Annotated in this window: 15 protein-coding genes; 5 read left to right on the top strand and 10 right to left on the bottom strand. The window is 36.7% G+C overall.

Translation table 11 applies throughout. The features are described 5' to 3' along the window. Positions 1-8: 8 nt before the first annotated feature. On the top strand, positions 9-1,178 hold the full coding sequence (locus AC3QLY_RS01625; RefSeq protein ID WP_218331272.1) for a dipeptidase: 1,170 nt from the start codon (positions 9-11) through the stop codon (positions 1,176-1,178). Positions 1,179-1,194: 16 nt separating this feature from the next. Continuing rightward, positions 1,195-3,360, top strand: coding sequence for a penicillin acylase family protein (locus tag AC3QLY_RS01620; protein WP_287101454.1), 2,166 nt, complete (start codon positions 1,195-1,197; stop codon positions 3,358-3,360). A gap of 6 nt (positions 3,361-3,366) precedes the next feature. Here the strand turns inward: AC3QLY_RS01620 and AC3QLY_RS01615 are convergent, their stop codons facing one another. From AC3QLY_RS01615 to AC3QLY_RS01605, 3 genes are all read right to left on the bottom strand, one after another. Then, entirely contained in the window at positions 3,367-5,361 is a 1,995-nt protein-coding gene (locus AC3QLY_RS01615; RefSeq protein ID WP_218331270.1) for an alpha-ketoacid dehydrogenase subunit alpha/beta, read from the bottom strand. A gap of 142 nt (positions 5,362-5,503) precedes the next feature. Continuing rightward, positions 5,504-6,280 (bottom strand): Bax inhibitor-1/YccA family protein, encoded by a 777-nt coding sequence (locus AC3QLY_RS01610; RefSeq protein WP_218331269.1) that lies wholly within the window; start codon positions 6,278-6,280, stop codon positions 5,504-5,506. Positions 6,281-6,342: 62 nt separating this feature from the next. Further along, positions 6,343-7,215: a polysaccharide deacetylase family protein gene (locus tag AC3QLY_RS01605; RefSeq protein ID WP_218331268.1), complete on the bottom strand. Its 873-nt coding sequence runs from the start codon at positions 7,213-7,215 to the stop codon at positions 6,343-6,345. Positions 7,216-7,354: 139 nt separating this feature from the next. On the opposite strand from AC3QLY_RS01605, the gene AC3QLY_RS01600 reads away from it, so the two are divergent. Next, the gene (locus AC3QLY_RS01600) at positions 7,355-9,208 is read left to right on the top strand and encodes a 2-oxoacid:acceptor oxidoreductase subunit alpha (RefSeq protein WP_074420280.1); all 1,854 of its coding nucleotides are present in this window, start codon (positions 7,355-7,357) and stop codon (positions 9,206-9,208) included. Between the two features lie 85 nt (positions 9,209-9,293). Here the strand turns inward: AC3QLY_RS01600 and AC3QLY_RS01595 are convergent, their stop codons facing one another. The 6 genes from AC3QLY_RS01595 to AC3QLY_RS01570 form a co-directional block, all read right to left on the bottom strand. Beyond that, complete coding sequence (locus AC3QLY_RS01595) at positions 9,294-11,552, bottom strand: FUSC family membrane protein (protein WP_492990391.1); 2,259 nt, start codon at positions 11,550-11,552, stop codon at positions 9,294-9,296. Between the two features lie 93 nt (positions 11,553-11,645). After that, complete coding sequence (galE, locus tag AC3QLY_RS01590; RefSeq protein ID WP_075051795.1) at positions 11,646-12,677, bottom strand: UDP-glucose 4-epimerase GalE; 1,032 nt, start codon at positions 12,675-12,677, stop codon at positions 11,646-11,648. 149 nt (positions 12,678-12,826) lie between these two features. Next, positions 12,827-13,840, bottom strand: coding sequence for an inorganic phosphate transporter (locus tag AC3QLY_RS01585; protein ID WP_068245085.1), 1,014 nt, complete (start codon positions 13,838-13,840; stop codon positions 12,827-12,829). A gap of 47 nt (positions 13,841-13,887) precedes the next feature. Further along, positions 13,888-14,505, bottom strand: a complete 618-nt coding sequence (locus tag AC3QLY_RS01580; protein ID WP_492990389.1) for a DUF47 domain-containing protein — start codon at positions 14,503-14,505, stop codon at positions 13,888-13,890. Positions 14,506-14,782: 277 nt separating this feature from the next. Further along, positions 14,783-15,829: a sensor histidine kinase gene (locus tag AC3QLY_RS01575; protein ID WP_074420277.1), complete on the bottom strand. Its 1,047-nt coding sequence runs from the start codon at positions 15,827-15,829 to the stop codon at positions 14,783-14,785. A gap of 77 nt (positions 15,830-15,906) precedes the next feature. Continuing rightward, positions 15,907-16,584, bottom strand: a complete 678-nt coding sequence (locus tag AC3QLY_RS01570) for a response regulator (RefSeq protein ID WP_074420276.1) — start codon at positions 16,582-16,584, stop codon at positions 15,907-15,909. A 122-nt stretch (positions 16,585-16,706) separates the two neighbouring features. Between AC3QLY_RS01570 and AC3QLY_RS01565 the strand changes: the two genes are divergently transcribed. Continuing rightward, positions 16,707-18,902 (top strand): hypothetical protein, encoded by a 2,196-nt coding sequence (locus tag AC3QLY_RS01565; RefSeq protein WP_492990387.1) that lies wholly within the window; start codon positions 16,707-16,709, stop codon positions 18,900-18,902. Between the two features lie 4 nt (positions 18,903-18,906). Here AC3QLY_RS01565 and AC3QLY_RS01560 read toward each other — a convergent pair whose 3' ends face one another. Next, positions 18,907-19,548, bottom strand: coding sequence for an MBL fold metallo-hydrolase (locus tag AC3QLY_RS01560; RefSeq protein WP_074420274.1), 642 nt, complete (start codon positions 19,546-19,548; stop codon positions 18,907-18,909). A 143-nt stretch (positions 19,549-19,691) separates the two neighbouring features. On the opposite strand from AC3QLY_RS01560, the gene AC3QLY_RS01555 reads away from it, so the two are divergent. Beyond that, entirely contained in the window at positions 19,692-23,105 is a 3,414-nt protein-coding gene (locus AC3QLY_RS01555; protein ID WP_228733205.1) for a BamA/TamA family outer membrane protein, read from the top strand. The last annotated feature ends 34 nt before the right edge of the window (positions 23,106-23,139 follow it).

Here is a 23,139-nt window from a genome sequence, read left to right as displayed (position 1 = left end):
ATTCATATATGAAAATATTTTTTACCCTAATCGCTTTGTGTTTTGCTATCAGCTTATCTGCACAACGTTACCAACGCATTACACAGCAGGCTATTTTAGTAGATACCCACAATGATATTTTAACCGCCTGTATTGAAAAGAAGGTATCGTTAGATCAAGACTTGAAAGGTATTACCATGTCTGATTTAAAAAGATTTAAACAGGGTGGAGTAGATGTACAATTTTTTTCTGTGTGGTGTGATAGTGACCAACGGAACCCATTTGACTTTGCGAATCGTGAAATGGATACATTGTATGCCGTGGCTGAACGAAACCCTGATAAAATGGCTATCGTAAAAAATTATAGCCAGTTAATGCAGGCGGTAAAAGCACATAAACTGGCAGCATTATTTGGCGTAGAAGGTGGACACATGATTGAAAATGATGTATCCAAACTCGATAGCCTGTACAAAAGAGGTGCCCGCTATTTAACACTCACCTGGAATAATTCAAACCCCTGGGCAAGTTCGGCAATGGATGAAACCCTTCACCCCGATGCATTGCAACAAAAAGGACTGTCTGATTTTGGAAAAAAATTAGTACAACACATGAATCAATTGGGAATGATGATTGATGTATCGCATGTAGGTGAACAAACTTTTTGGGATGTAATGCATGCCACAACCAAACCTGTAATTGCTTCGCACAGTGATGTTTATGCGCTTTGTCCGGTTTTTCGAAATTTAAAAGATGATCAGATAAAAGCGATTGGTAAAAATGGAGGTGTTGTACAATTGAATTTTTATTCCGGATTTTTAGACAGCACTTTTATGCAAAAACAAAAACTGTTTGGTGTGCACCATCGCCATGAATTAGATTCAATGATTCATGCAGGAACACAACAAGATTATGCCCTAATCATTTTATTTGAAAAATATGCAGCAGAAGTAAATAGCTGGCGGCCTCCATTATCCTTACTGCTCGATCATTTGGATTATGTGGTACATTTAATTGGTGTAGACCATGTTGGCATTGGATCTGATTTTGATGGCATTAACGCTGCACCGCAGCAATTAAATGATGTTACAAATTATGCGCTCATTACCAAAGGTTTATTGCAAAGAGGATACAGTAAAAAAGATATCAATAAAATTTTAGGCGGTAATTTGTTACGTGTTTTCAAACAAAACGAAAATTAAAAATAAAAGTATTGTTATGAAATATGTATGGATTGCTTTGCTTTGGCCGATACAGCTTTTTGCACAATCACCTACCCATGAAATGGTTGCAAGATGGGAAGACATGGCAAATAATGTAACCATCATCAGGGATAATTGGGGCATACCACATATTTACGGAAAAACAGATGCGGCTGCTGTTTTTGGTTTGTTGTATGCACAATGCGAAGATGATTTTGATAGGGTTGAAATGAATTATATTGAAAAATTAGGCCGTATGTCTGAGATAAAAGGTGAATCTGCTTTGTATGATGATTTACTGATCAGGTTGCAAATTGATTCAGCAGATGCCCAAAAAGATTATGCAGCGGCGCCGCAATGGTTAAAAGCTTTACTCAATGCGTATGCCGATGGCATCAATTTTTATTTGTACAAACATCCGGAGGTAAAGCCCAAATTGCTATACTGCTTTAAACCCTGGTATCCACTTTTGTGGACGGATGGTAGTATTGGTGCCATAGATATTGGAGGGCTAAGTACAACTGAAATAAAAAATTTTTATGGCAAGTTAAATGAGCCTGTAGCTAAAGTTGATACTGAAAATAACATCTTAACATCAGGTTCTAACGGCTTTGCCTTTGCGCCATCCCGAACAGCATCGGGTAATGCGATATTGTACATTAATCCGCATGTTACTTTTTATTTTAGATTTGAAGTGCAAGTGGCAAGTGATGAGGGGTTAAATGCATATGGTGCAGTAACTTGGGGGCAATTCTTTGTCTATCAGGGTTTCAACGAACATTGCGGCTGGATGCATACCTCCAGCTACGCAGATGCAGCTGATTTGTATGCTGAAAAAATTGTTCAAAAAAAGGGGCAATATTTTTATGAATACGAAAAGAAATGGTTGCCGGTAAAAGAAAAAAGTATTACCATTTCCTACACAACTGATAATGGATTGTCCTCAAAATCATTCACTACTTTTTTTACACAACATGGTACTGTAATGGCTGAGCGCAATGGTAAATGGATATCCGTTAAGGCTATGAACCGATCTATGACCAGCCTTATTCAATCCTGGGAACGCACAAAGGCCAATGGGTTTGAATCGTACAAAAAAATTATGGAGTTGTATGCCAATACCTCTAACAATACCGTTTTTGCAGATGATAAGGGCAATATTGCCTACTGGCATGGAAATTTTATACCACGCAGAGATACAGCTTATAACTGGGCATTACCTGTTGATGGCACTACTGCCGCAACTGAATGGAAAGGCTTACATACTTTAGATGAAATGGTGCATGTATATAATCCTGCCACCGGCTGGATAGAAAATTGTAATTCAACCCCTTTTACCGTATCGGGAAGCAGCAGTCCCTTGAAACAAAATTATCCGCGTTATATGGCACCCGATGGTCAGAATTTCAGAGGAATATTGGCCGTTAAACTTTGGAAAAATGCAACACAATTAACCATTGATAAGGTTATAAAAACAGCATATAATACACATTTAAGTGCATTTGATATTTTAATTCCTGCTTTGCTGAACGCATATGACGCTGAAAAAAATAATTATGCAAACCTGCAGCAGCCTATAGAAATTTTACGAAACTGGAATCGTGATGCCAATGCTACGTCGGTTGCTACTACATTGGCTATTGAATGGGCACAGCAATTATTACCTGCTATTATGCGCAATAATGGAGATGATGATGATCAGGTACAAAAAACTGAAAAATTTGTACAACAAGCCAATGCCGCTACCTTATTACAGCCACTTGAAAATGTGATTCAAAAATTAATTGAAAATTTCGGCACATGGCAAGTTGCCTGGGGCGATATGAACCGTTACCAGCGGTTAACCGGAAAAATAAATGAGCAATTTGATGATAGCAAACCCAGTCTGCCTGTTGGTTTTGCAGCTTCTACCTGGGGTTGTATTCCATCGTTTGTCAGCAGAACATTTAATGGAACCAAAAAAAGATATGGGTATAACGGCAATAGTTTTATTTGTGCGGTTGAATTTGGAAAAAGAATAAAAGCCAAATCATTGCTCACCGGTGGCGAAAGTGGTCATTTGTCATCTGCGCATTTTTCCGATCAGGCAGCCATGTACACCAATGGCATTTTTAAAGATGTGCTGTTTTACAAAGAAGATGTATTGCAACATGCCGAAAAAACCTATCATCCGGGTAGTTGATTCCATTTAATAATGCATTAGTTTTTGAATAGCAGCTTCTAATCTTGAACTGGCTAAAAAATTTTGTTCCAATGCCGTATTAAATGGAATGGGTGTATCTAAACTGGCACAGCGCAACACGGGTGCATCTAAATGCTCAAAACAATGTTCAGTGATCCATGCACTGATTTCAGCACCAATACCGCCTGTTAAGGTATCTTCATGCAGCACCAATATTTTACCTGTTTTATGAACCGTAGCACGAATGCTTTCATAATCAAAAGGCTGTAAAGATCTTAAATCAAGAATTTCAATATCTGTTTCAGTATGTTGCGCTGTATATTGTAATGCCCAGTGAACACCGGCGCCATAGGTAATAATACTCATATCATTCCCGGGTTTTATTACACGTGCTTTTCCGATAGGAATTTCATAGTACCCGTTTGGGACATAGCCACTAATACTCCTGTACAAAGCTTTATGTTCAAAAAATAAAACCGGATTGGGGTCTTTAAAAGCTGCAAGTAATAATCCTTTTGCATCAAAAGGGGTAGCAGGGTATACTACTTTTAATCCGGGTACATGTGTAAACCATGCTTCATTGCTCTGAGAATGGTATGGGCCAGCACCAACACCGGCACCTGTAGGCATGCGAATTACTACATCAGCATTTTGTCCCCAGCGGTAATGGATTTTTGCAAGATTATTTACAATTTGATTAAAGCCTACTGATACAAAATCGGCGAACTGCATTTCAACCATACTTTTAAATCCTTCTAAACTTAGCCCCAGTGCTGTTCCTATAATTGCGCTTTCACAAAGTGGTGTATTGCGTACCCGATTTTTGCCAAATTTTTCAACGAACCCTTCTGTAATTTTAAATGCACCGCCATATTCTGCAATATCCTGCCCCATCAATATCAGGTTAGGATATTTTTCCATTGCCTGATCTAATCCTTCTTTAATGGCATCTATAAGTCGATGTGGTTTTTGTTGAGATGGATGATGGCGCAATGATTCATCAGGTTCATCAATAGCTTCCACTGGGGCATATACATCCGCTAATTCTAGTGCTGTATTGGGTATAATGGCCGGTGCCTGAAATGCGATTTGCAATTCCAGCTCAATTTCTTTCCTGGTATTTTGTCTGATTTCATCTATTGCCTGTGCAGAAAGTATTTGCGCATCTAATAAATACTGCTCATAATTTTTTACCGGATCTTTTTCGCCCCATATCTCAAATAATTCATGCGGAACATATTTTGTGCCGCTAGCCTCTTCATGCCCTCTCATTCTGAAAGTCATGCATTCAATAAAATAAGGCTTTTGCTGTGTGATGCAATAATCCCTAACCCCACGAATGGTATCATACACTTCCAAAATATTATTCCCATCAATTTGAACGGCTTCCACGCCATAACCTATGGCTTTGTCAACCAAATTTTTGCAACGGTACTGCTCATTTACTGGCGTGCTAAGTCCATAACCGTTGTTTTCAATCAAAAAAATAACGGGTAAGCTCCATACTGCCGCTACATTTAATGCTTCATGAAAATCGCCTTCGCTGGTTCCGCCATCACCACTAAAGGCTAATGCTACTTTTTGTTTTTGTTGTAGCTGATTGGCTAATGCCACACCATCGGCTATAGCCAATTGTGGGCCAAGGTGCGATATCATTCCGCAAATAAAATGTTCTTTGCTTCCAAAATGAAAACTTCTTTCTCTTCCTTTTGAGTAACCTTCATTATTGCCTTGCCATTGCATAAACAATTTATGCAGGGGCATTTTACGGGATGTAAACACACCTAGATTTCTATGCAGTGGCATTATCCATTCATCGGGTTCTAATGCCATGGTAGCGCCTACAGCAATGGCTTCCTGACCAATACCACTAAACCATTTACTGATTTTTCCCTGACGCAGTAACAACAGCATTTTTTCTTCTATCAATCTGGGTAATAACAAATGCCGGTAAAGGTTTATTAAGTCGGTATCAGTAAGCGATTTTCTGTTAAATTCCATGGCAGCTCTTGTTTTAAAGTTCTAAATTACCGGTTATTCGCTGCAGGTATATCAATCTGCAAAAATGTTTTCAAAGTTTTTTAAAAGGGTATAAAAAACCCCATACTGTTTGGGTATGGGGCTATCAAAAATAATTGGTTTATTAGTTTCTGCTGCTGGCCAAACGGCTAAGCAGTTTTAATATTTCAATGTATAACCAAACAATGGTAACCAGCAAACCAAAAGCGCCGTACCATTCCATAAATTTAGGTGCTCCTTGCTCAGCGCCTCTTTCAATCATATCAAAATCCAATAAAAGGTTCAAGGCAGCAATAGCTACAACAAACAAACTGATACCAATGCCAAGCATACCGCCATTGGTAATACTCATAAATGGCATATTCACTCCAAAAAGGCCCAAAACAAGTGTAAGGCCATAAAAGATAGCGATGCCTAAAGTAGCAGTGAAAATAATGCTTCTTAATTTGTCGGTTACTTTAATAATCCTGAAACTGTACAGCAAAAACATAGCAAGTGCAACACCAAAAGTTAAGCCCACTGCTTGTAGTACCAAATTTGGATAATTTTTTGCAAACATGTCATTGATCATTGCTGAAATGGCACCAATAAATAATCCTTCCAATATGCCATAGGCCGGGGCAATATAACCTGCCCACATGGGCTTAAACATAATTGCAATAGCGGCAATTAAGCCACCAAAAACACCCACCATCATTAAAGTGGTAGTGGTGCCGGGTTGTCCGCTTTGGTAAGTATGCCAGGTATAAAAAGCGCCACCAATTACCATCAGCATTAAAAAACCGAATTTATTTAAGGTGCCTCTAACACTCATAATGCCTTGTGCATTGGCTTCGGCAGTAAGGCTGTTATTAAAAATTTTTTCTGTTAAAGTAGGGTTACCAGATTTAAAAATTGCCATAATTTAAATTGTTTTAATTCTTGTGTAAAGTTACTGCAATAATGTAAAAAGAGTCGTTAAAGTTATAATGGTTTTTTAAGATTGGGGTAATGGTCAACTGTTTCAAAAACGTAGTTGGAGTTTTGTTTTAACAGGCTAATAAATTTTTGCAATGAATCTGTAAAATTAGCATTTCTGAACATCCGGTCGTGTGAAAGAATCACCAGATGGTTTTTAGTATGGGTATAATTTTTTTCGAATGCATGATTGACCAGTTCCAACATTGTTTCCGGAGTTTGAATGGGGTTTGCCGTTTTATGGTTAAAGCTCCATTCTACATCCCAGCCAATTACATTGTAACCGGCACTATCTAACATTTTGCAAACAGGCCTTACCAGTGGTGATGTTTTTATTGAATTGGCGCCAATCCATGCACTGTTACCCGGCAAACGAATAATTTTGAATGGAATATTGATTGTTTCCTGTGCTTGAATAAAGTCATTAAACGCCATTTGTGGATGATGATAAAAATAAATGTATTTATTGCCGGCATGTGTAAAACTGTGATTGGCCAATAGTATTTGCGGATAATCATTGCGAATAGATGCCACTAATTTTTTCAGGTATACATCGTTTATCTGATTGCCTATCATAAAAAAAGAAGCTTTTACCTGTTCTTTTTTGATGGTTTCTACGCAGGCAGTTGTGCCATGTTGCGGGCCGTCATCAAAAGTCAGATAGATGTATTTTTTTGTTGTATCATATTGAATGGGCGTGCTGATAATGGTTTGCTTTTGTGCATGCATGGAATCCGCCAGTGCCACTATATCAGGTATTGAAAGAGCAAGAGAAGATAATTTTGCATTGGAAGGCTTTTCATTGCATGAAATGCTAAGCATGAATAGCAGCCCCATTAAACTTTTTAAGGATAAATTTTTTAGTAAAGAATCAGTCATATGTTACTTTTATACCCTGCAGGTGGTGCAAGGTAATGCGGTAATGTGTAATAAATGTTTAAAATGTTTCTAAATTGCTGCAAAACTGCTCAAATATGAACGGGTATTATGCTTAACTTCGTAACCAATTTTTTATAAAATGAACAGAAATGAGCAATTACTGCAGGATGTAGTAATCAAGTTCGCCGGCGATAGCGGCGATGGCATGCAATTAACCGGTCAGCAATTTACCAATAACACCGCTTTATTAGGAATTGATTTAGCAACATTTCCCGATTTTCCTGCTGAAATCAGAGCCCCCATTGGAACACTGCCTGGGGTAAGTGGGTATCAATTACATTTTTCTTCCAATAAAGTATATACACCCGGCGATATTGCTGATGTGTTGGTAGCAATGAATGCGGCTGCATTAAAAGTAAACTTGAAAAGTATTAAACCGGGTGGAAAAATTATTGCCAATATTGATGGGTTTGATGCAAAAAATTTACGCTTAGCCAATTATCCGGATGGCGTTAATCCTTTAGAGGATGGTAGTTTGGATAGTTATGAAGTAATTAAAATTGATGTAACCAAACTGACAAGAGAAGCACTTAAAGATTTTACCGATTTAGGCACCAAAGAGCGTGATCGTGCCAAGAACATGTTTGTGTTGGGTTTTATTTATTGGATGTACAACCGCACACTTGATAATACCATTGCGTTTCTGAAGGAAAAATTTGGTAAGAAAGAAAGCATTTTACGAAGTAATATTAAGGTATTACAGGCGGGTTATAATTATGGTGATACCACTGAAACATTTACTACGCGATACAAAGTAGAAAAAGCCAAACTTCCTGCAGGTACTTACAGAAGTATCATGGGTAATCAGGCATTGGCATATGGTTTAATTGCAGCCAGCCAAAAAAGTGAGTTGCCTTTGTTCTTAGGTTCTTATCCTATTACACCTGCATCTGATATTTTGCATGAACTCAGCAAGTATAAAGGGTTTGGTGTAAAAACTTTTCAGGCAGAAGATGAAATTGCTGCCATTAGCTCCAGTATAGGTGCCAGTTATGGTGGTTCTTTGGGTATTACCACAACCTCAGGTCCTGGAATGGCTTTAAAAGCAGAGGCGATGGGCTTGGCAGTGATGTTGGAAATTCCTTTGGTGATTGTTGATATACAACGTGGCGGCCCCTCAACCGGATTGCCTACAAAAACCGAGCAAAGCGATTTAATGCAGGCATATTATGGCAGAAACGGGGAATGCCCTATGCCCATTATTGCATCAGCTACACCCAGTGATTGTTTTGATGTGGCTTATGAAGCTTGCAGAATTGCCGTACAGCATATGACGCCGGTTATTTTATTGAGTGATGGTTACATTGCCAATGGTGCTGAACCCTGGCGTTTTCCAAAAGCAGCAGATTTAAAACCAATTGAAGTGGCTTTTGCTCCTGCTAAAACTAATGCTGATGAAAAGTTTCAGCCGTATGTAAGAGATGAAAAATTAGTGCGTCCCTGGGCTGTACCCGGAACTGCAGGATTGGAGCACAGAATTGGTGGATTGGAAAAACAGGATATTACCGGAAATGTGAGTTATGACCCCGATAACCACCAACACATGGTAAAAATCAGACAGGCTAAAGTAGATAAAATTGCCGATCATATCCCATTACAGCATTTAGACAGTGGTGCCGAAACAGGCGATTTGCTTGTAATTGGATGGGGTTCAACGTATGGGGCTATTAAAAGTGCCGTACTCGAATTGCAACAGCAAGGCTATGTCGTTAGTCATGCCCACCTTCGTTATGTACGCCCTTTCCCAAAAAATCTTGGACAAATTATTAAAGGATTTAAGCAGGTATTGGTACCAGAAATTAACAATGGACAATTGGTTAAAATTTTGAGAGACATATACATGGTAGATGCGAAAGGTTACAATAAAATAATGGGTATTCCAATTACTAAAACTGAGTTGGTAGCTGAAATGAGTGCCATGCTGAAAAAATAAATGAATAACTAAAATATTAAATATATAAAAAATAAAACTTTTAATCCCCCTCTCTTAATCCTATATCAAAAACCAAAACCCTCTTTTATTCGGAGGGTTTATTTTTATGATATGCAATAAGCTTATCAGTAATTTTAGCCATATCATAGGAAACATTGTGTATAAAATAATACTGATCAGTAATTGATTTTAAGGTAGAAAGATATGGCCTGGTTTCACTATTCAATTGTCCGGCATTAATTTCATTGGCTCTTATTTGCAATAAATCATTAATTTTTTGCTCGATGGTGGTTGTTTGAATGATTTTATTTGAAAAATCTGTTTGCTCAATTATCTTATCAGATTGCAATTGCTGAATGCCGCTATCAAAATATTGTTCAATCAATATTCCGATATCGTTTAATTCAGGTGTGATATATTGGTTGGTTAGTTGCTCCGCATAAAAATTTAGGGTAGCCAAATGCGCATTGGTAATATGCAACAACACCACTAATTGGTGTATTTGTGTAAGGTGATGTTGCTGATTTTTAGGTTCAGATAGCATTCTGTTAAAGCTGTCTGAAACATTGGCTATTGCAACCCAACTTTTTTTTCTGGAAAGGCGCATATCTGCCTTGTTGTATATTGCCCTTCCTGTAAAAATTTCATTTAAAGCTTTAAAATAATTACGTGTATCAGCTAAAGCCCGCACTATAATGGTATCTAATTGAACACTTTCCCAAACCGGAGGTAAAACATAACTAAAAATGAAAGCTAAGGCAGAACCAATGGCCGTATCAATTAATCGGTCTGTAATCAGTAAGCGATAATTATTGAAATTTAAAAGGTGATACAGCAATATAACATATAAAGTAATGGCAACAACGCTTAGCCGGTAATTGGTGCGCATAAAACTGTAGGCTACCAGCATACTGGCAGAAAGTATCAGTAATAAAATAGTATCGTTATGAATAAAGTAAAGTGCTATTGCACCAATCATTGCACCAATGATGGTGCCGGTTAATCTTTCTTTATTTCTTTTTTTGGTAAGATTATAAGCCGGTTTTAAAATTACAATTACAGTTAATAAAAGCCAGTAACTATGCCCTAGTAAAAAATATTGCGCTATGAAATAGGCTGCCAGGGCTGCTAAAGCAATTCTGAGTGAGTGCCTGAAAATATTTGAATGGAAAGTTAAATTATCTAAAACTACGTTAAATGATATCCGTTGGTGTGAAATGAAATCTTCAGGATTTGTTTCCTGAAAAATTTTACCGGGTATTTTAGTTCTGTAAGATGTATATAATTCGAGCGTTTTTATTCTTCCAGCTACTGCTTCTATACTGTCTAAAATATGTTTCAGGCTGATTAAAATTGGAATAGAATCTGCTGCGATATTTTTAGCATGCAACTGGCTGTATTCATTTCTAAGTGAACGAATGGTTGCACTAAAATCAGTGGGTGATTGAATGGCAGTACTACTTTTTAAAGCAATTCCCGCTTCATCTAAGTAATTTGCCAGATCGCTAATTGCATTGGCATAACCTTTTAGTAAATTTTGTGCAGGAAGATAGGCATGCAATGCCTGATAATTCTGATGCGAAGTCATTGAAATTTCCAGTAAATCGGTTGCATCTAAAAATGCCATCATTAAAATGTGGCTAACCGGTGTAGATTCTTTTACAAAATTTCTGGTTTTAAAAATTAGTTCGGCTGTCAGGTTTTGTTTTTCCAGAACGGTTGTTTGCAATTGCAATAGTTGTGCGTAAGTATGCTCTAGATTTGTTGCATCCTGAAAAAAAGATCCTTTTAAACGCAAATATCTGCTGATGGATTCCAGATATTCTCCTAATGCCTGTTGCATGATTTTGTAGGGACGAAGATTATACAGTGCCAGGCTTAACAGGCTATACCAAACAGCACCCATTCCAATATAAAAACTTACGGTTACAACATCCCTCCAATTATTGTAATGGTGTTCTGCCTGTAATACTAAAATCAATAAAGCTGCAATTCCAATAGAAGCGGCCCTTGTTCCAAAAACACCTAACATGGAAAATATAAAACACAATAAGGGTAATATGAAACCATATAACCAGTGGATTGGACTGGCGAAACCAATGATTAACGACACCAAAAACAGGATAATACTTCCGGCTAAAAATCCGTTTTTGCGATGGGAAATTGGGCCGGGATTGTCGCTAATGGCTATACCCAATGCGCCCAGCGACATATTAATGCCAATAGGCAAAGCATGAAAATATCCTGCAATAAGTGAAGGCAATAAAATGCCAATGGTAATTCTTACCCCTTCGCCAACATAATAACTATTAATAAAACTGCGGAATTGTTTTAAATAATCCATACAGGTATAAAGTTATTCCCTTCACCTGCAATTCGTAAATTTTTTATTACTTCAATAAATGCGGAATAGTACAATAGTTTGATTTTCCGGGTGCTATTTAATTTTTTTTGTCGTAAACTGTTTTTGTTCCCAAGCCCATGCAGTGCGCATCATATCTTCTAAGCTGTATTGAATGTTCCAGCCTAATGTTTTTTTTGCTAATTCGTTATTGGCATAAATGGCTACTACATCGCCCGGCCTTCTTGGGCCAATTTCATAATTTAATTGAACACCACTTACTTTTTCAAATGCATGTATGGCTTCCAAAACGGAAACTCCATTGCCGGTGCCTAAATTAAAAACATCGCAATAGCTTTTGTTTTTTTGAGCAATTAAATATTCCAAAGCAAGGGTATGTGCATGTGCAATATCACATACATGAATAAAGTCTCTGATGCAACTACCATCTCGTGTAGGATAATCGCTGCCATACACCATTAGTTTGGGTATTTTACCGATAGCAGTTTGGGTAATAGCCGGCACAAGATTCATGGGTTTACCAATGGGCAGTTCGCCCAAATGATTGGAAGGATGGGCACCTACCGGATTAAAGTAGCGTAATAAAATTGAAGTAGTTTCAAAAGCATTACTGCAATCTCTTACAATATCCTCACCCATTTGTTTGGTAGCTCCATAAGGCGATTCAGCTTTTTTGATGGGAAAAGATTCTGTAACAGGTATACTATCGGGATTACCATAAACAGTGCAGGAAGAAGAAAAAACAAAGTAAGGAATAGAAAATTCCTTTACACATTTCAGCAGATTGATTAATGAAAACAGATTGTTTTCATAGTAAAACAAAGGTTGTTCAACCGATTCACTTACGGCCTTATAAGCTGCAAAATGTATAATTCCTGTAATATCATGATGTTCTTGAAATACCGCTTGTGTTTCATCAAAATTCTTCAAATCAACTGTATAATTTTTTATTTTTTTTCCGGTAATCAATTCAATGCCATTTAAAGCAGTAATGCTTGATCTTGAATTATCATCAATAGAAATTACTTCATATCCGTTTTCAATTAAATCAACAATGGTGTGTGATCCAATATAGCCGCATCCACCGGTAACTAATATTTTCTTCATATTATTCAAACTATTTTGAGATTCTCAGTTATACTAAGCTGTTGTGTAATATTATTTTCATTCATTTCAATGAAAATATAAACCGGTATAAAGTTATACCCTGATTGTGTAAATATGGAAAGATAGCCGTATAAATTTATGTGCAAACGTTAGAATAAAAAATTTGCGCCATAATAGAACAATGCAGCCATACCTGCTGAAACCGGGATGGTTAGTATCCATGCCCAAACTAAATTGATAGTGACCCCCCAGCGCACTGCACTTAAGCGTTTGGTGGCTCCAACGCCAATAATGGCACCGGTTATGGTATGGGTAGTACTTACCGGGATGCCAAAAAATGTAGTTAAAAATATGGTTAATGCACCACCACCTTCTGCACAAAATCCTTCTAACGGGGTAACCTTTGTAATTTTTGTACCCATGGTTTTAACAATGCGCCAGCCGCCAAACAAAGTACCCAAAGCTATTGCCGTATAACATGCAAAAGGCAGCCATTCGGGCATGGCAAAATTGTGAATAGAACCAATATTTGGGTTAGAAGATTTTTCAAAAAACCATAAACCGGCTAAAATTAAACCCATGGTTTTTTGTGAATCGCCACCGCCATGCGCTAAGCTTAATGCACCAGATGATACCAATTGCAAACGTTTAAACCATCCTTCAGCTTTAGAGGGGCGGGCATTTTTTGCCACATTAACAGTAATAATGGTGATGATAAAACCAAATATTAATCCCAAAATAGGGGAGAGTACCATGAAAACTAATGCAGTTATAATGGGGCTGCTGTTTACGCCATCTAATCCGCCACCGGCTGCAATGGCTGCACCGGCTAAACCCCCAATTAAAGTGTGAGATGAGCTGGAGGGGATACCAAAATACCAGGTAATTAAATTCCAGATAATAGCAGCAACGGTTGCAGCCATTAATACATGAAAATTAATTATATTTTCTGCAATGATGTTGGCAATAGTGCCGGCTACTTTGTGTTCTTTAAAAACAAAATAGGCAATAAAGTTAAAAGAAGCTGCCCAAACTACTGCCTGTAAAGGTGTGAGTACTTTTGTAGAAACGATGGTGGCAATGGAGTTGGCAGCATCATGAAAGCCATTAATAAAATCAAATATCAGCGCAAGTACAACAAGTGTAACCAATAAAATCATCATATCTCCTGATTGCTGTTAATAAGTTTAGTTTAAGCCATCAATGCCGATTAAGCATATTTGATGATAATGGATTCAATTACATTAGCGGCATCTTCGCATTTATCTGTAGCAATTTCCAATACCTGATAAATTTCTCTCTTTTTAATCACTTCTTTGGCATCATTCTCTTTCTGAAAAAGCATTTCAATGCTCATATCAAAAACATCATCGGCCTGATTTTCTATGGAATTTACTTTTACTAATGCTTCAGTCATTTTTCTCAAATCTTTCATATCGCGAAGGCCATATACTGCTTTTTTAATTTCATTGCAACCCTGGTAAATTAATTCAGCCATTTTTTGGATACCGCTGTCATTAGGGTTAATATGGTAGAAATTAATTTTTTTGGAAGAGGAATAAATATAATCTGCAATATCATCTAATGCAGTGGCCAAATAGTGAATATCTTCCCTATCGAAAGGGGTTATAAAATTTCTGCCTAATTCGGTAAAAATTTTGTGGGTATGGTCATCATTTTTGTGTTCTAAATCTTCAATTTGTTTAATAAGTGGTGCCCTTTTATCATGTTCCGGTTCTGCTACCACTTTTTTAAGCATATCTGCCATCTCACAAACGGTATCGGCTACCTGCTCAAAAAGTTCGTAGAAAATTTTGTTTTTGGGCATGAAAATCCTGCCAATCGTGTTTAATCCCATAATCGAAAAAATTTGGACAAAAGTAAAGCTATGGATTTGAAGCCTTGGGTAAAAAAAAGAATTAATAATTTGTTAATACAGCCATTTAAACTTTGGCTCCAAAATGTTAATGATTTGGTTGCATTGAATTTACATTGGCTTCACATTGGGCTCTTTATTTTGCATTCAGAATTTAGTTCATAGTTAAAGCGCAACAAGAGTACAGTAGATTTTCTCATGACCGGCCCTTATTTTCATAGGGGCTTTTTTAATTTCTTTTGGTAGAAAGGGTAAACCCAACCGATGTACCTACATCAATTTTGCTTCTTATATGTATGGTTTGGCCATGTGCTTCAATAATGTGTTTGCAAATGGCTAATCCTAAACCTGTACCGCCTACATTTCGGCTTCTTCCCCGGTCGGTTCGGTAAAAACGTTCAAACACTCTGGGTAAATGCTCTTCAGCAATGCCAATCCCATCATCACTAATTTCAACTAAAACATGCATGCCATCGGTTTTATAAATACTGGCTATAATAGTACCATTGTTTTTACCGTATTTGGTGGCGTTTATCACTAAGTTATTGAGCACCTGCCTTATTTTTTCTTTGTCGGCAAATACAATTATGGGTGCTTCACATCCTTTTTTAATGATTGTTTTTATTTGTTTGGCTGCAGTTTTTATGGAAAGGGCTTCAAAAACTTCCCTGATTAAATCCTGAATAATAAAATTTTCTTTATACAGGGGTTGTTCACCACTTTCTAATTTCGAGATCTCATCTAAATCTTCCACTAAATTTACCATTCGGTCAATATTTTTAGAAGCATTTTCCAAAAACTTTTTATTGACTTCCGGATTTTCAATGGCACCACTTAATAAAGTATCTATATAACCCTGAATGGCAAAAATGGGTGTTTTAAATTCATGTGCTAAATTTTGAAGAAATTCTTTCCGGTAAGCTTCATTTTGTTTCAGCAATTCTATTTCAGCACTTTTTTGTTCTGCCCATTTTTCTACATCTTCTCGTACCTCATCTATTCCCTTTTGTGGTAATATATATTTATAATAGGTTTCTTCCCTTTTACTGGCTTTGGTTTGATAAATGAATTTATAAATTAGCTTGATTTTTCGGTAAATGAACGATTCCAGCACAAACCCGATGAGATAATAACTACCAATAAAAGTGAGTACAAATGCTGCTGCACCAATCCATACATTTTCAATTAAAAAAAATGTAAATCCAATAGGAATGGCCAGAAATAATGCGGTTAAGGCAGATAGTTGCTGGGGCGATAAATTTTTGGTTTCTAACATAGTGGCTAATATGCATAAAGCTAAGCAGCAAATACTTTTATAACAAGCATGGGAGGAATTATTTTCAGTTCGTAAACTTATATATCAAATTTATAGCCTACACCTTTTACAGTGGTAATACAATCTAAATTTAACTTTTGCCTGATTTTTCTAATATGCACATCAATGGTTCTGTCGCCAACAATTACTTCATTGCCCCAAACCTGCGAAAGTATTTCATTCCTTAAAAATACCCTGCCCGGTTTAGCCGCCAGCAGAAATAGTAATTCAAATTCCTTTTTTGCCAGCATTATTTCACGGCCATCTATTTCAACCACAAATTTTACAGGATCGATGGTAAGATTCCCCACTTTCAGTGGTTTGCCATCTTCTTTTTGTACCCTTCTAAACAGCGCATTTACCCTGCTGATGAGCATTTTGGGCGATATGGGTTTGCTTACATAATCATCTGCGCCGGTTTCTAAACCTTTAATGTGCGATGGTTCATCACTTAATGCAGTCAAAAAAATGATGAGGGTATGTTGAAACTGTGGTTGCGCTCTTAAAATAGCACATACTTCAATGCCAGTTTTATGCGGCATCATAATATCTAAAATAATTAAATTCGGTTTAACCAATTTGGCTTTTTCTATGGCTTCATCTCCATCTTTGGCAGTAGTAACTGCATATCCTTCTTTGGTTAAATTGTAACTGATAATTTCTAAAATATCGGGTTCATCGTCTGCAATTAAAATTTTTTTAGCTGCTGTTTCCATGATAACATCAAATTTACACAAATTTAACTTACAGTTTTTGCATTCATCTACAAGGCCCAGATTATCTAATTGTTAACTCCATTAACGAAAAATTTGCATAATTGCATTTATTTTTGATGATTATGCGAATCATTCAAAAGGTTTACCTATCCGTTTTATGTTTGCTGGGTGTAATGGTCTTGCAGGCGCAACCCGAATTAGCAATGCCGGTTATACCGCATATGCGCCAGTTAATTCACGATAATATAAAAACGGCCGAACAAAATGTTATTAACCTTACGCCGAATAAGGATCATTTATTTGCACCAACTAACAACATTGATGTTAATTTACAAATTACCCAATTGCTGCATACCACTGTTCATAATATGGCTGCAGCGGTTGAATTAGACAGCACTATTAGCAATAATGATAAATACAAATGGTTAAGAGGTATTTACAGCCTTTTAGAAAGTTTTATTACAGCTTATAAAGCCGGATTAATAAAAGGAATTATGCTGGGCGATTTGATGGTAGTTTACGAAAATGCAATAGCCTTTGAAAAAAATCACCAATCTATAGCCCCGATTGTTAATGCTAACGATATGGCAATTGGAAATCTACTGATCAGCAATTTTGCCTTGCAGGATAATATTGGGCTAAATGATGCTAAAAATATTTTAGTACTAAAAAACTGCCAACAAAATCCGGATAACATTTTAAATATTATAGGAAATCATTTGAATTTGCCTTTTGCCGATAGCCTCATAACTGTTGTGGCGCACAGAAATCCGGATATGATTTATGATTATCTCGGTGCAGGAAATGAACTTTCGCAAAAAATAAAAAAAGTAAATGATGCATTGGTGCAAACCATTTATCAAATAGAAAAATTGCCCGGTGGCCGTATTTATTTCGCTTTTCTGGATGAAATTTATCACAAACAAATTACTATTGATTCAATACAGAAATTAAAAGATACCGACGACCCCTTTTATAAATTATTGGTGAATACAGAAATAAAATATGCAGCCCGTATGCAAATGGGTGATACACCTTATGCCAAACAAGTGTTAACCGATAAACTGAAACAAAAAGCTGTTGAACATTATATTAATGAAATTAATGGACTGCATGAAGAGCCACGCGATGCTGTTCGGTTTAAAGTATTAGATAATTTGGCGCCTCAAGATTTATACTATTTATGTGTTTTGGGTGAAGATGATATTTATACCAGCAGCTATCTGGGTGTGTACAACCGAATTTTTCCACGCATGGCCATTCCCCGATCAGATACTTTATTGGCATGGGTACATGATGATTTTTACAAGAAGTTTATTCGCATGGCCGCTGCGTATAATGAGCTGGATGATTTTTTAAAGCGAATGGATAAATCAACCGCTCAAAATTTAATTAAGCGCTTTGTAAACGGTCTGGAAAAAACCACCACATTGGAAGATGCGGTAGATGTTGCTGATTCTTATGCCAGCATCAATGATCCCGGAATAAGAAGCCTGATGTTAAAGCAAGTGCAACAGCAACTGCAATACAATCAAAAAAAGCGAAATGAAAGAGGCATTGTAATTTATAACATATTGAATACCATTTTTTTATCGATGGATCCTGCCAATCACATTGATGTTTCAGCAAAATTGGGAATTATTCCGGTGTATGAAATGCCTTTATCATTATTGAAAGATGCCTCAGGTAAAGTAATTATTCAGCAGTTTTTTTACGGAGATAAAGACGGTAAAAATATATTTAATGCATTTTTGGCCAATTTTAATAATGGATATTGGCGTGTTGTAAATAAACCGGAATGGGTAGAAGTAAAATCAATGAAAGGCACACCTATTGAAATTTATGCCAACAAGCCTTTAGATGCGCAGCAGGATTTAGATGATGCTGCTCAGCAGCACCTGTATAGTTATTTAGATTCAGCCAATATAGAACCTACGGTAGTGATTCATCGTGGCCACAGTTATTATGTAAATTCTACCATCAAAAGGTTGTTCCCTTCGGCAAAAGTGGTATTATTGGGCAGTTGTGGTGGTTACAATAGTTTGAATGATGTTTTAAAAATTTGCCCAGAGTCACATATCATTGCATCTAAACAAGTGGGTACGGGTGTGGTGAATATGGCATTGATAGAAACTATTACAGAAACTTTGCGACAGGGTAAAAATTTAGACTGGGCTAAAATCTGGAGCGGATTGCAAAATAAATTTACCGGCGGTTATAAAGAAAAATTTGATGATTACGTGCCACCGCAAAACAATTTAGGAGCCATGTTTATTATGGCATATAATAAAGCCATTCAAAAAGCTAAAAGTCAGTAAGATATTATGATTGCAGGAAGGGGTTGTAGCGCAACTCATGCCCAATAGTAGTGGCAGGTCCGTGCCCCGGGTATGCCACTGTATCTTCTGGTAAAACAAGCAATTTTTCTTTAATGTTTTTAATGAGTTGATGGTGGTTGCCTCCGGGTAAATCAGTTCTTCCAATACTTTCTTTGAAAAGCGCATCGCCTGCAATTAAAATTTTTTGCGGTGCATGATATAAGCAAATACTGGCAGGTGAATGACCTGGCACTTCAAAAATTTCAAATTCATCCTCATCTAAATATATTTTATCTCCTTCCTGCAATAAATTAATGTTTCCACTATAGTTTTCAAATGGCAAGCCCCATTGCTGGCCCGAAATGGGTGCCATTTCTAACATGGGTATTTCATCTTTATGTGCCCAAAGTTCAATTTTATAATGTTCATGTACCCATTTATTTCCAAAAACATGGTCTAAATGGCAATGTGTATTAACGAGCAACGAGGGTGTTAATTGTTTTTTTTGAATATAATCGCTAAAAACCTGTTGTTCTGAAGAAAAATAAAATCCCGGGTCAACAATTACAGCGTTTAAAGCATCATTATAAATAAGGTAAGTATTTTCCTGTATGGGGTTAAACGTAAAAACTTTAATGTGCAACATGTACTTATTTTTAAATTGATAATGGGTAATTACTTAATTTTAACAAGTATTGAGGAATTAGAAATTAATTGACCAATATCTTCACTTTAAAATTTTGGACAAACGTTTCTGATGCCCCGAACATTTTTAAATTCTGACTGGATATGCAAATGAAATCAATCATTCATAAAGTTACAATCTTATTATTTATCATTTTACCGGTAGCGGTTACGGCACAGGTAAATATGGTTGAATTTGGTAAAAACAGGGTACAGTTTAACAAATTCAAATGGAAATTTTACCAGTCACCTAATTTCAATACCTATGTTACACAAGGTGGTACTGAATTGGGAAAATTTGTAGCACAGGTTGCAGAAGATAATTTACCTGAGTTAGAAAAATTTACCGAGTATAGTTTGCAACGCCGCGCCAATATTGTGGTGTACAACAGCTATAACGATTTTAAACAAAGTAATATTGGAATTGGCATTGATTGGCAAAATGCCGGTGGATTAACCAAATTGGTGAACAATAAAATTGTAGTTTTTTTTGATGGCAATCATAATCATTTAAGAAATCAGATCCGAGAAGGAATTGCCAAAGTATTAACCGATAATATTTTGTTTGGAGATGATATTGGTGAATTTGCCAGTAATCAGGCTTTATTGGATTTGCCGCAATGGTTAACAGATGGTTATGTAGCTTATGTTGCACAGAATTGGAGTACAGAGAAAGATGATCAGTTAAAAAGTGCCCTGTTAAGTGGTAATTATAATAATTTTTACCAGTTTGCATTCGATAAACCGCTTTTAGCCGGCAACGCGTTCTGGTATTACATAGCCGAACATTACCGAAAAGAAAATGTAACTTATTTTTTATACTTAGCCCGTATCTACAAAAGTTTGAATAGTGCTTCTGAAAAAATTTGTAAGAAAAAATTTAAAGAGGTATTAGATGATTTCATGCAGCAAATGCAAGACCGCTATTATAAAGATATCCGGCAAAGAAGAAATGCGCCAAAAGGTGTTTTAAGTGTATCGGAAGATGTGAGCAAAAATGATTATTTCCGTTTTCAGGCAAATCCCAATCCACGCAATAATAACTATGCCGTAGTTGAATTTAAGAAAGGTGTTTACCGGGTTAAATATGTTGAAAATTTTTACGACACAAAAATATTATTAGATTATGGCGTTCGTACCAACGAAGGGGACATTAATCCAAATTATCCCATTTTAGCATGGGATGGCAAAGGAACCCGGCTTTTAGTAATTTATTGGGATAAAGGAAAAATTAAAATGTTTGTATACGATGTATTAGCCCGTTATAAAAGGTTTAAACAGGAAATTACAGGATTTGAGCAGATTAATGATGCGTCTTTTATGCTCGATGCCAATACCCTTATTTTAAGTGCAGTTAAAAATGGTCAGACAGATTTGTTTATTTATAAAATTGATGACCAGAAAATAGAGCAGGTAACCAATGATGTGTATGATGAATTGTATCCCAATTTTGTATCTTTCCCCAACAGATCCGGTATCATTTTTTCCTCTAACAGACCCAGCCCTTCTGCCCCCAGTAATGATACCGTTTTGCCAAGCCGTTACCGTTTCAATATTTTCCTGATTGATATTTTAAACAAAAGCAAAACCAAACAAATTACACAACTTACGAATTTAAAATATGGTAATGCTACTTTCCCGATGCAATACAATACCAATCACTTTACTTTTGTGAGTGATGAGAATGGAATTGGTAACCGTTGGGCCGGTTTTTTCTCTACCAAACGGGATGGGCTTGACACATTGTATTATATTGGTACCGAAATGTTGAGAAATCCTTCTGTAAAAGAGTTGGATTCTACCTTAGCCGCCTGGCGTAAACCCGAAGCCGATAGTATCAGTTATTTTCAGGTGTATAAAGATTCTACTTATACTTTCCCTATTACCAATTACCAGAGTTCTTTACTGGAATCAAGAGTATCGGGCAATAACGGCCAGGTAAGCGAAACCCGACAGGAAGGTGACTTTAAATTTCTTTACAAATTAAAAGTAGATGAAACAGCATTGAACAGAAGAAACGTGAATGCCCGGCCTACACAATACATACAAGAGCAAATGAATGCACAAAAAATTGCACGGGGTAATCCGTTAAATTACACCAATAATTCCAAAAAGAAACTGCCTGTTGCATTAGTTGATACGGTAAAACCAGCACCAAAAAACTTTTTTCAAAATGAATTTTCAAGTGAAGCCGATACTGCTACCTCCCAATCAGGTATTTCGAACACCAATATTTCAGGAAACAATGCCACAGGAACTAAAAATCAACATAACTATTTACAAGAAACCAAACTGTTTAATTATCGTTTAAAGTTTAGTGCCGATTATTTGTTGGCCGGTGTTACTAATAACATATTGGTAAATCGTTATCAACCTTATGCAGGTGGTGCCGGCCCTATTCAGTTGAACAATGGAAGTGCCATTAACTGGAGCTTCCGCGCAGGTGTCAGCGATTTGATGGAAGACATTAAATTTATTGGAGGTATTCGTTTCGGCACTTCTTTAAAAGATAAAGATTTCTTTTTCTCCTTTCAAAACTTGAAAAAACGGGTTGACTGGGGTGTAACTTATTACCGTAGTACCCAAACTAATTTCTTTAATACCAGCCCTTATGATAATCAGTTAATTACCAACTTGTATCAATTTAATGTGGCCTATCCATTTGATGAGGTAAGAAGCCTGCGAGCCACATTCGGCTTACGTAAAGACCTTGGCGTTATAAAACCTGCAGATCAGTTTTCACTCAAGGTAAATGATACCAGTGCACAATATTTAGTGGGGCATATTGAGTACGTTTATGATAATACCATCAACCCGGCACAGAATATCTGGAATGGTTTGCGCTGGAAAGTATATGCCGATATTAATGAGCCCATTGCCGGAACTACCGGTGGCAGTGGTAATCAAACTTATAACTTAGGCTTTGATGCACGTAACTACTACAAAATTTATCGCAATTTTATTTGGGCAACAAGGGCAGCAGGCGACTTTAGTTTTGGCAACCAAAAAATTATTTATTACTTGGGTGGAACAGATGGCTGGGTAAATCCAAAGTTCAATAGTGCCAATCAGCCTGCACCCGATCAAACCTATGCATTTCAATCGTTGGCTTTAAATATGCGGGGTTATAATCAAAATGTTGCCAATGGTAATAATGCAGTGGTGATTAATAGTGAACTTCGGTTTCCTTTATTTTCAACCTTGTTTAACCGCCCCATTAACAATGCCTTTTTAAGGAATTTTCAATTGGTTCAATTCATTGATTTAGGTACCGCATGGAACGGAAAATTTAATGGCATTAAACGGCCTACTGAAATATTTCAACCTGCCAATCCGGCTATTAATCCTATTACAGTACGCTTAGATGCCGGTGGTTTAGGCCCATTTGCCGGTGGTTATGGATTTGGTGCAAGAAGTACTTTGTTGGGTTATTTTATCCGTGCCGATTTGGGTTGGCCAATGAAAGGCTTATTTAGAGGACCATCTGTATTTTATTTATCACTTGGGTTAGATTTTTAATGAAATGAATATGATATGCTTCAATAAACCGGTG

This window comes from Hydrotalea sp. GW822-HT8A01 (assembly GCF_058798575.1).
Note: the sequence above shows the minus strand (reverse complement) of the source record. Positions and strands in the feature narration are given on the sequence as shown.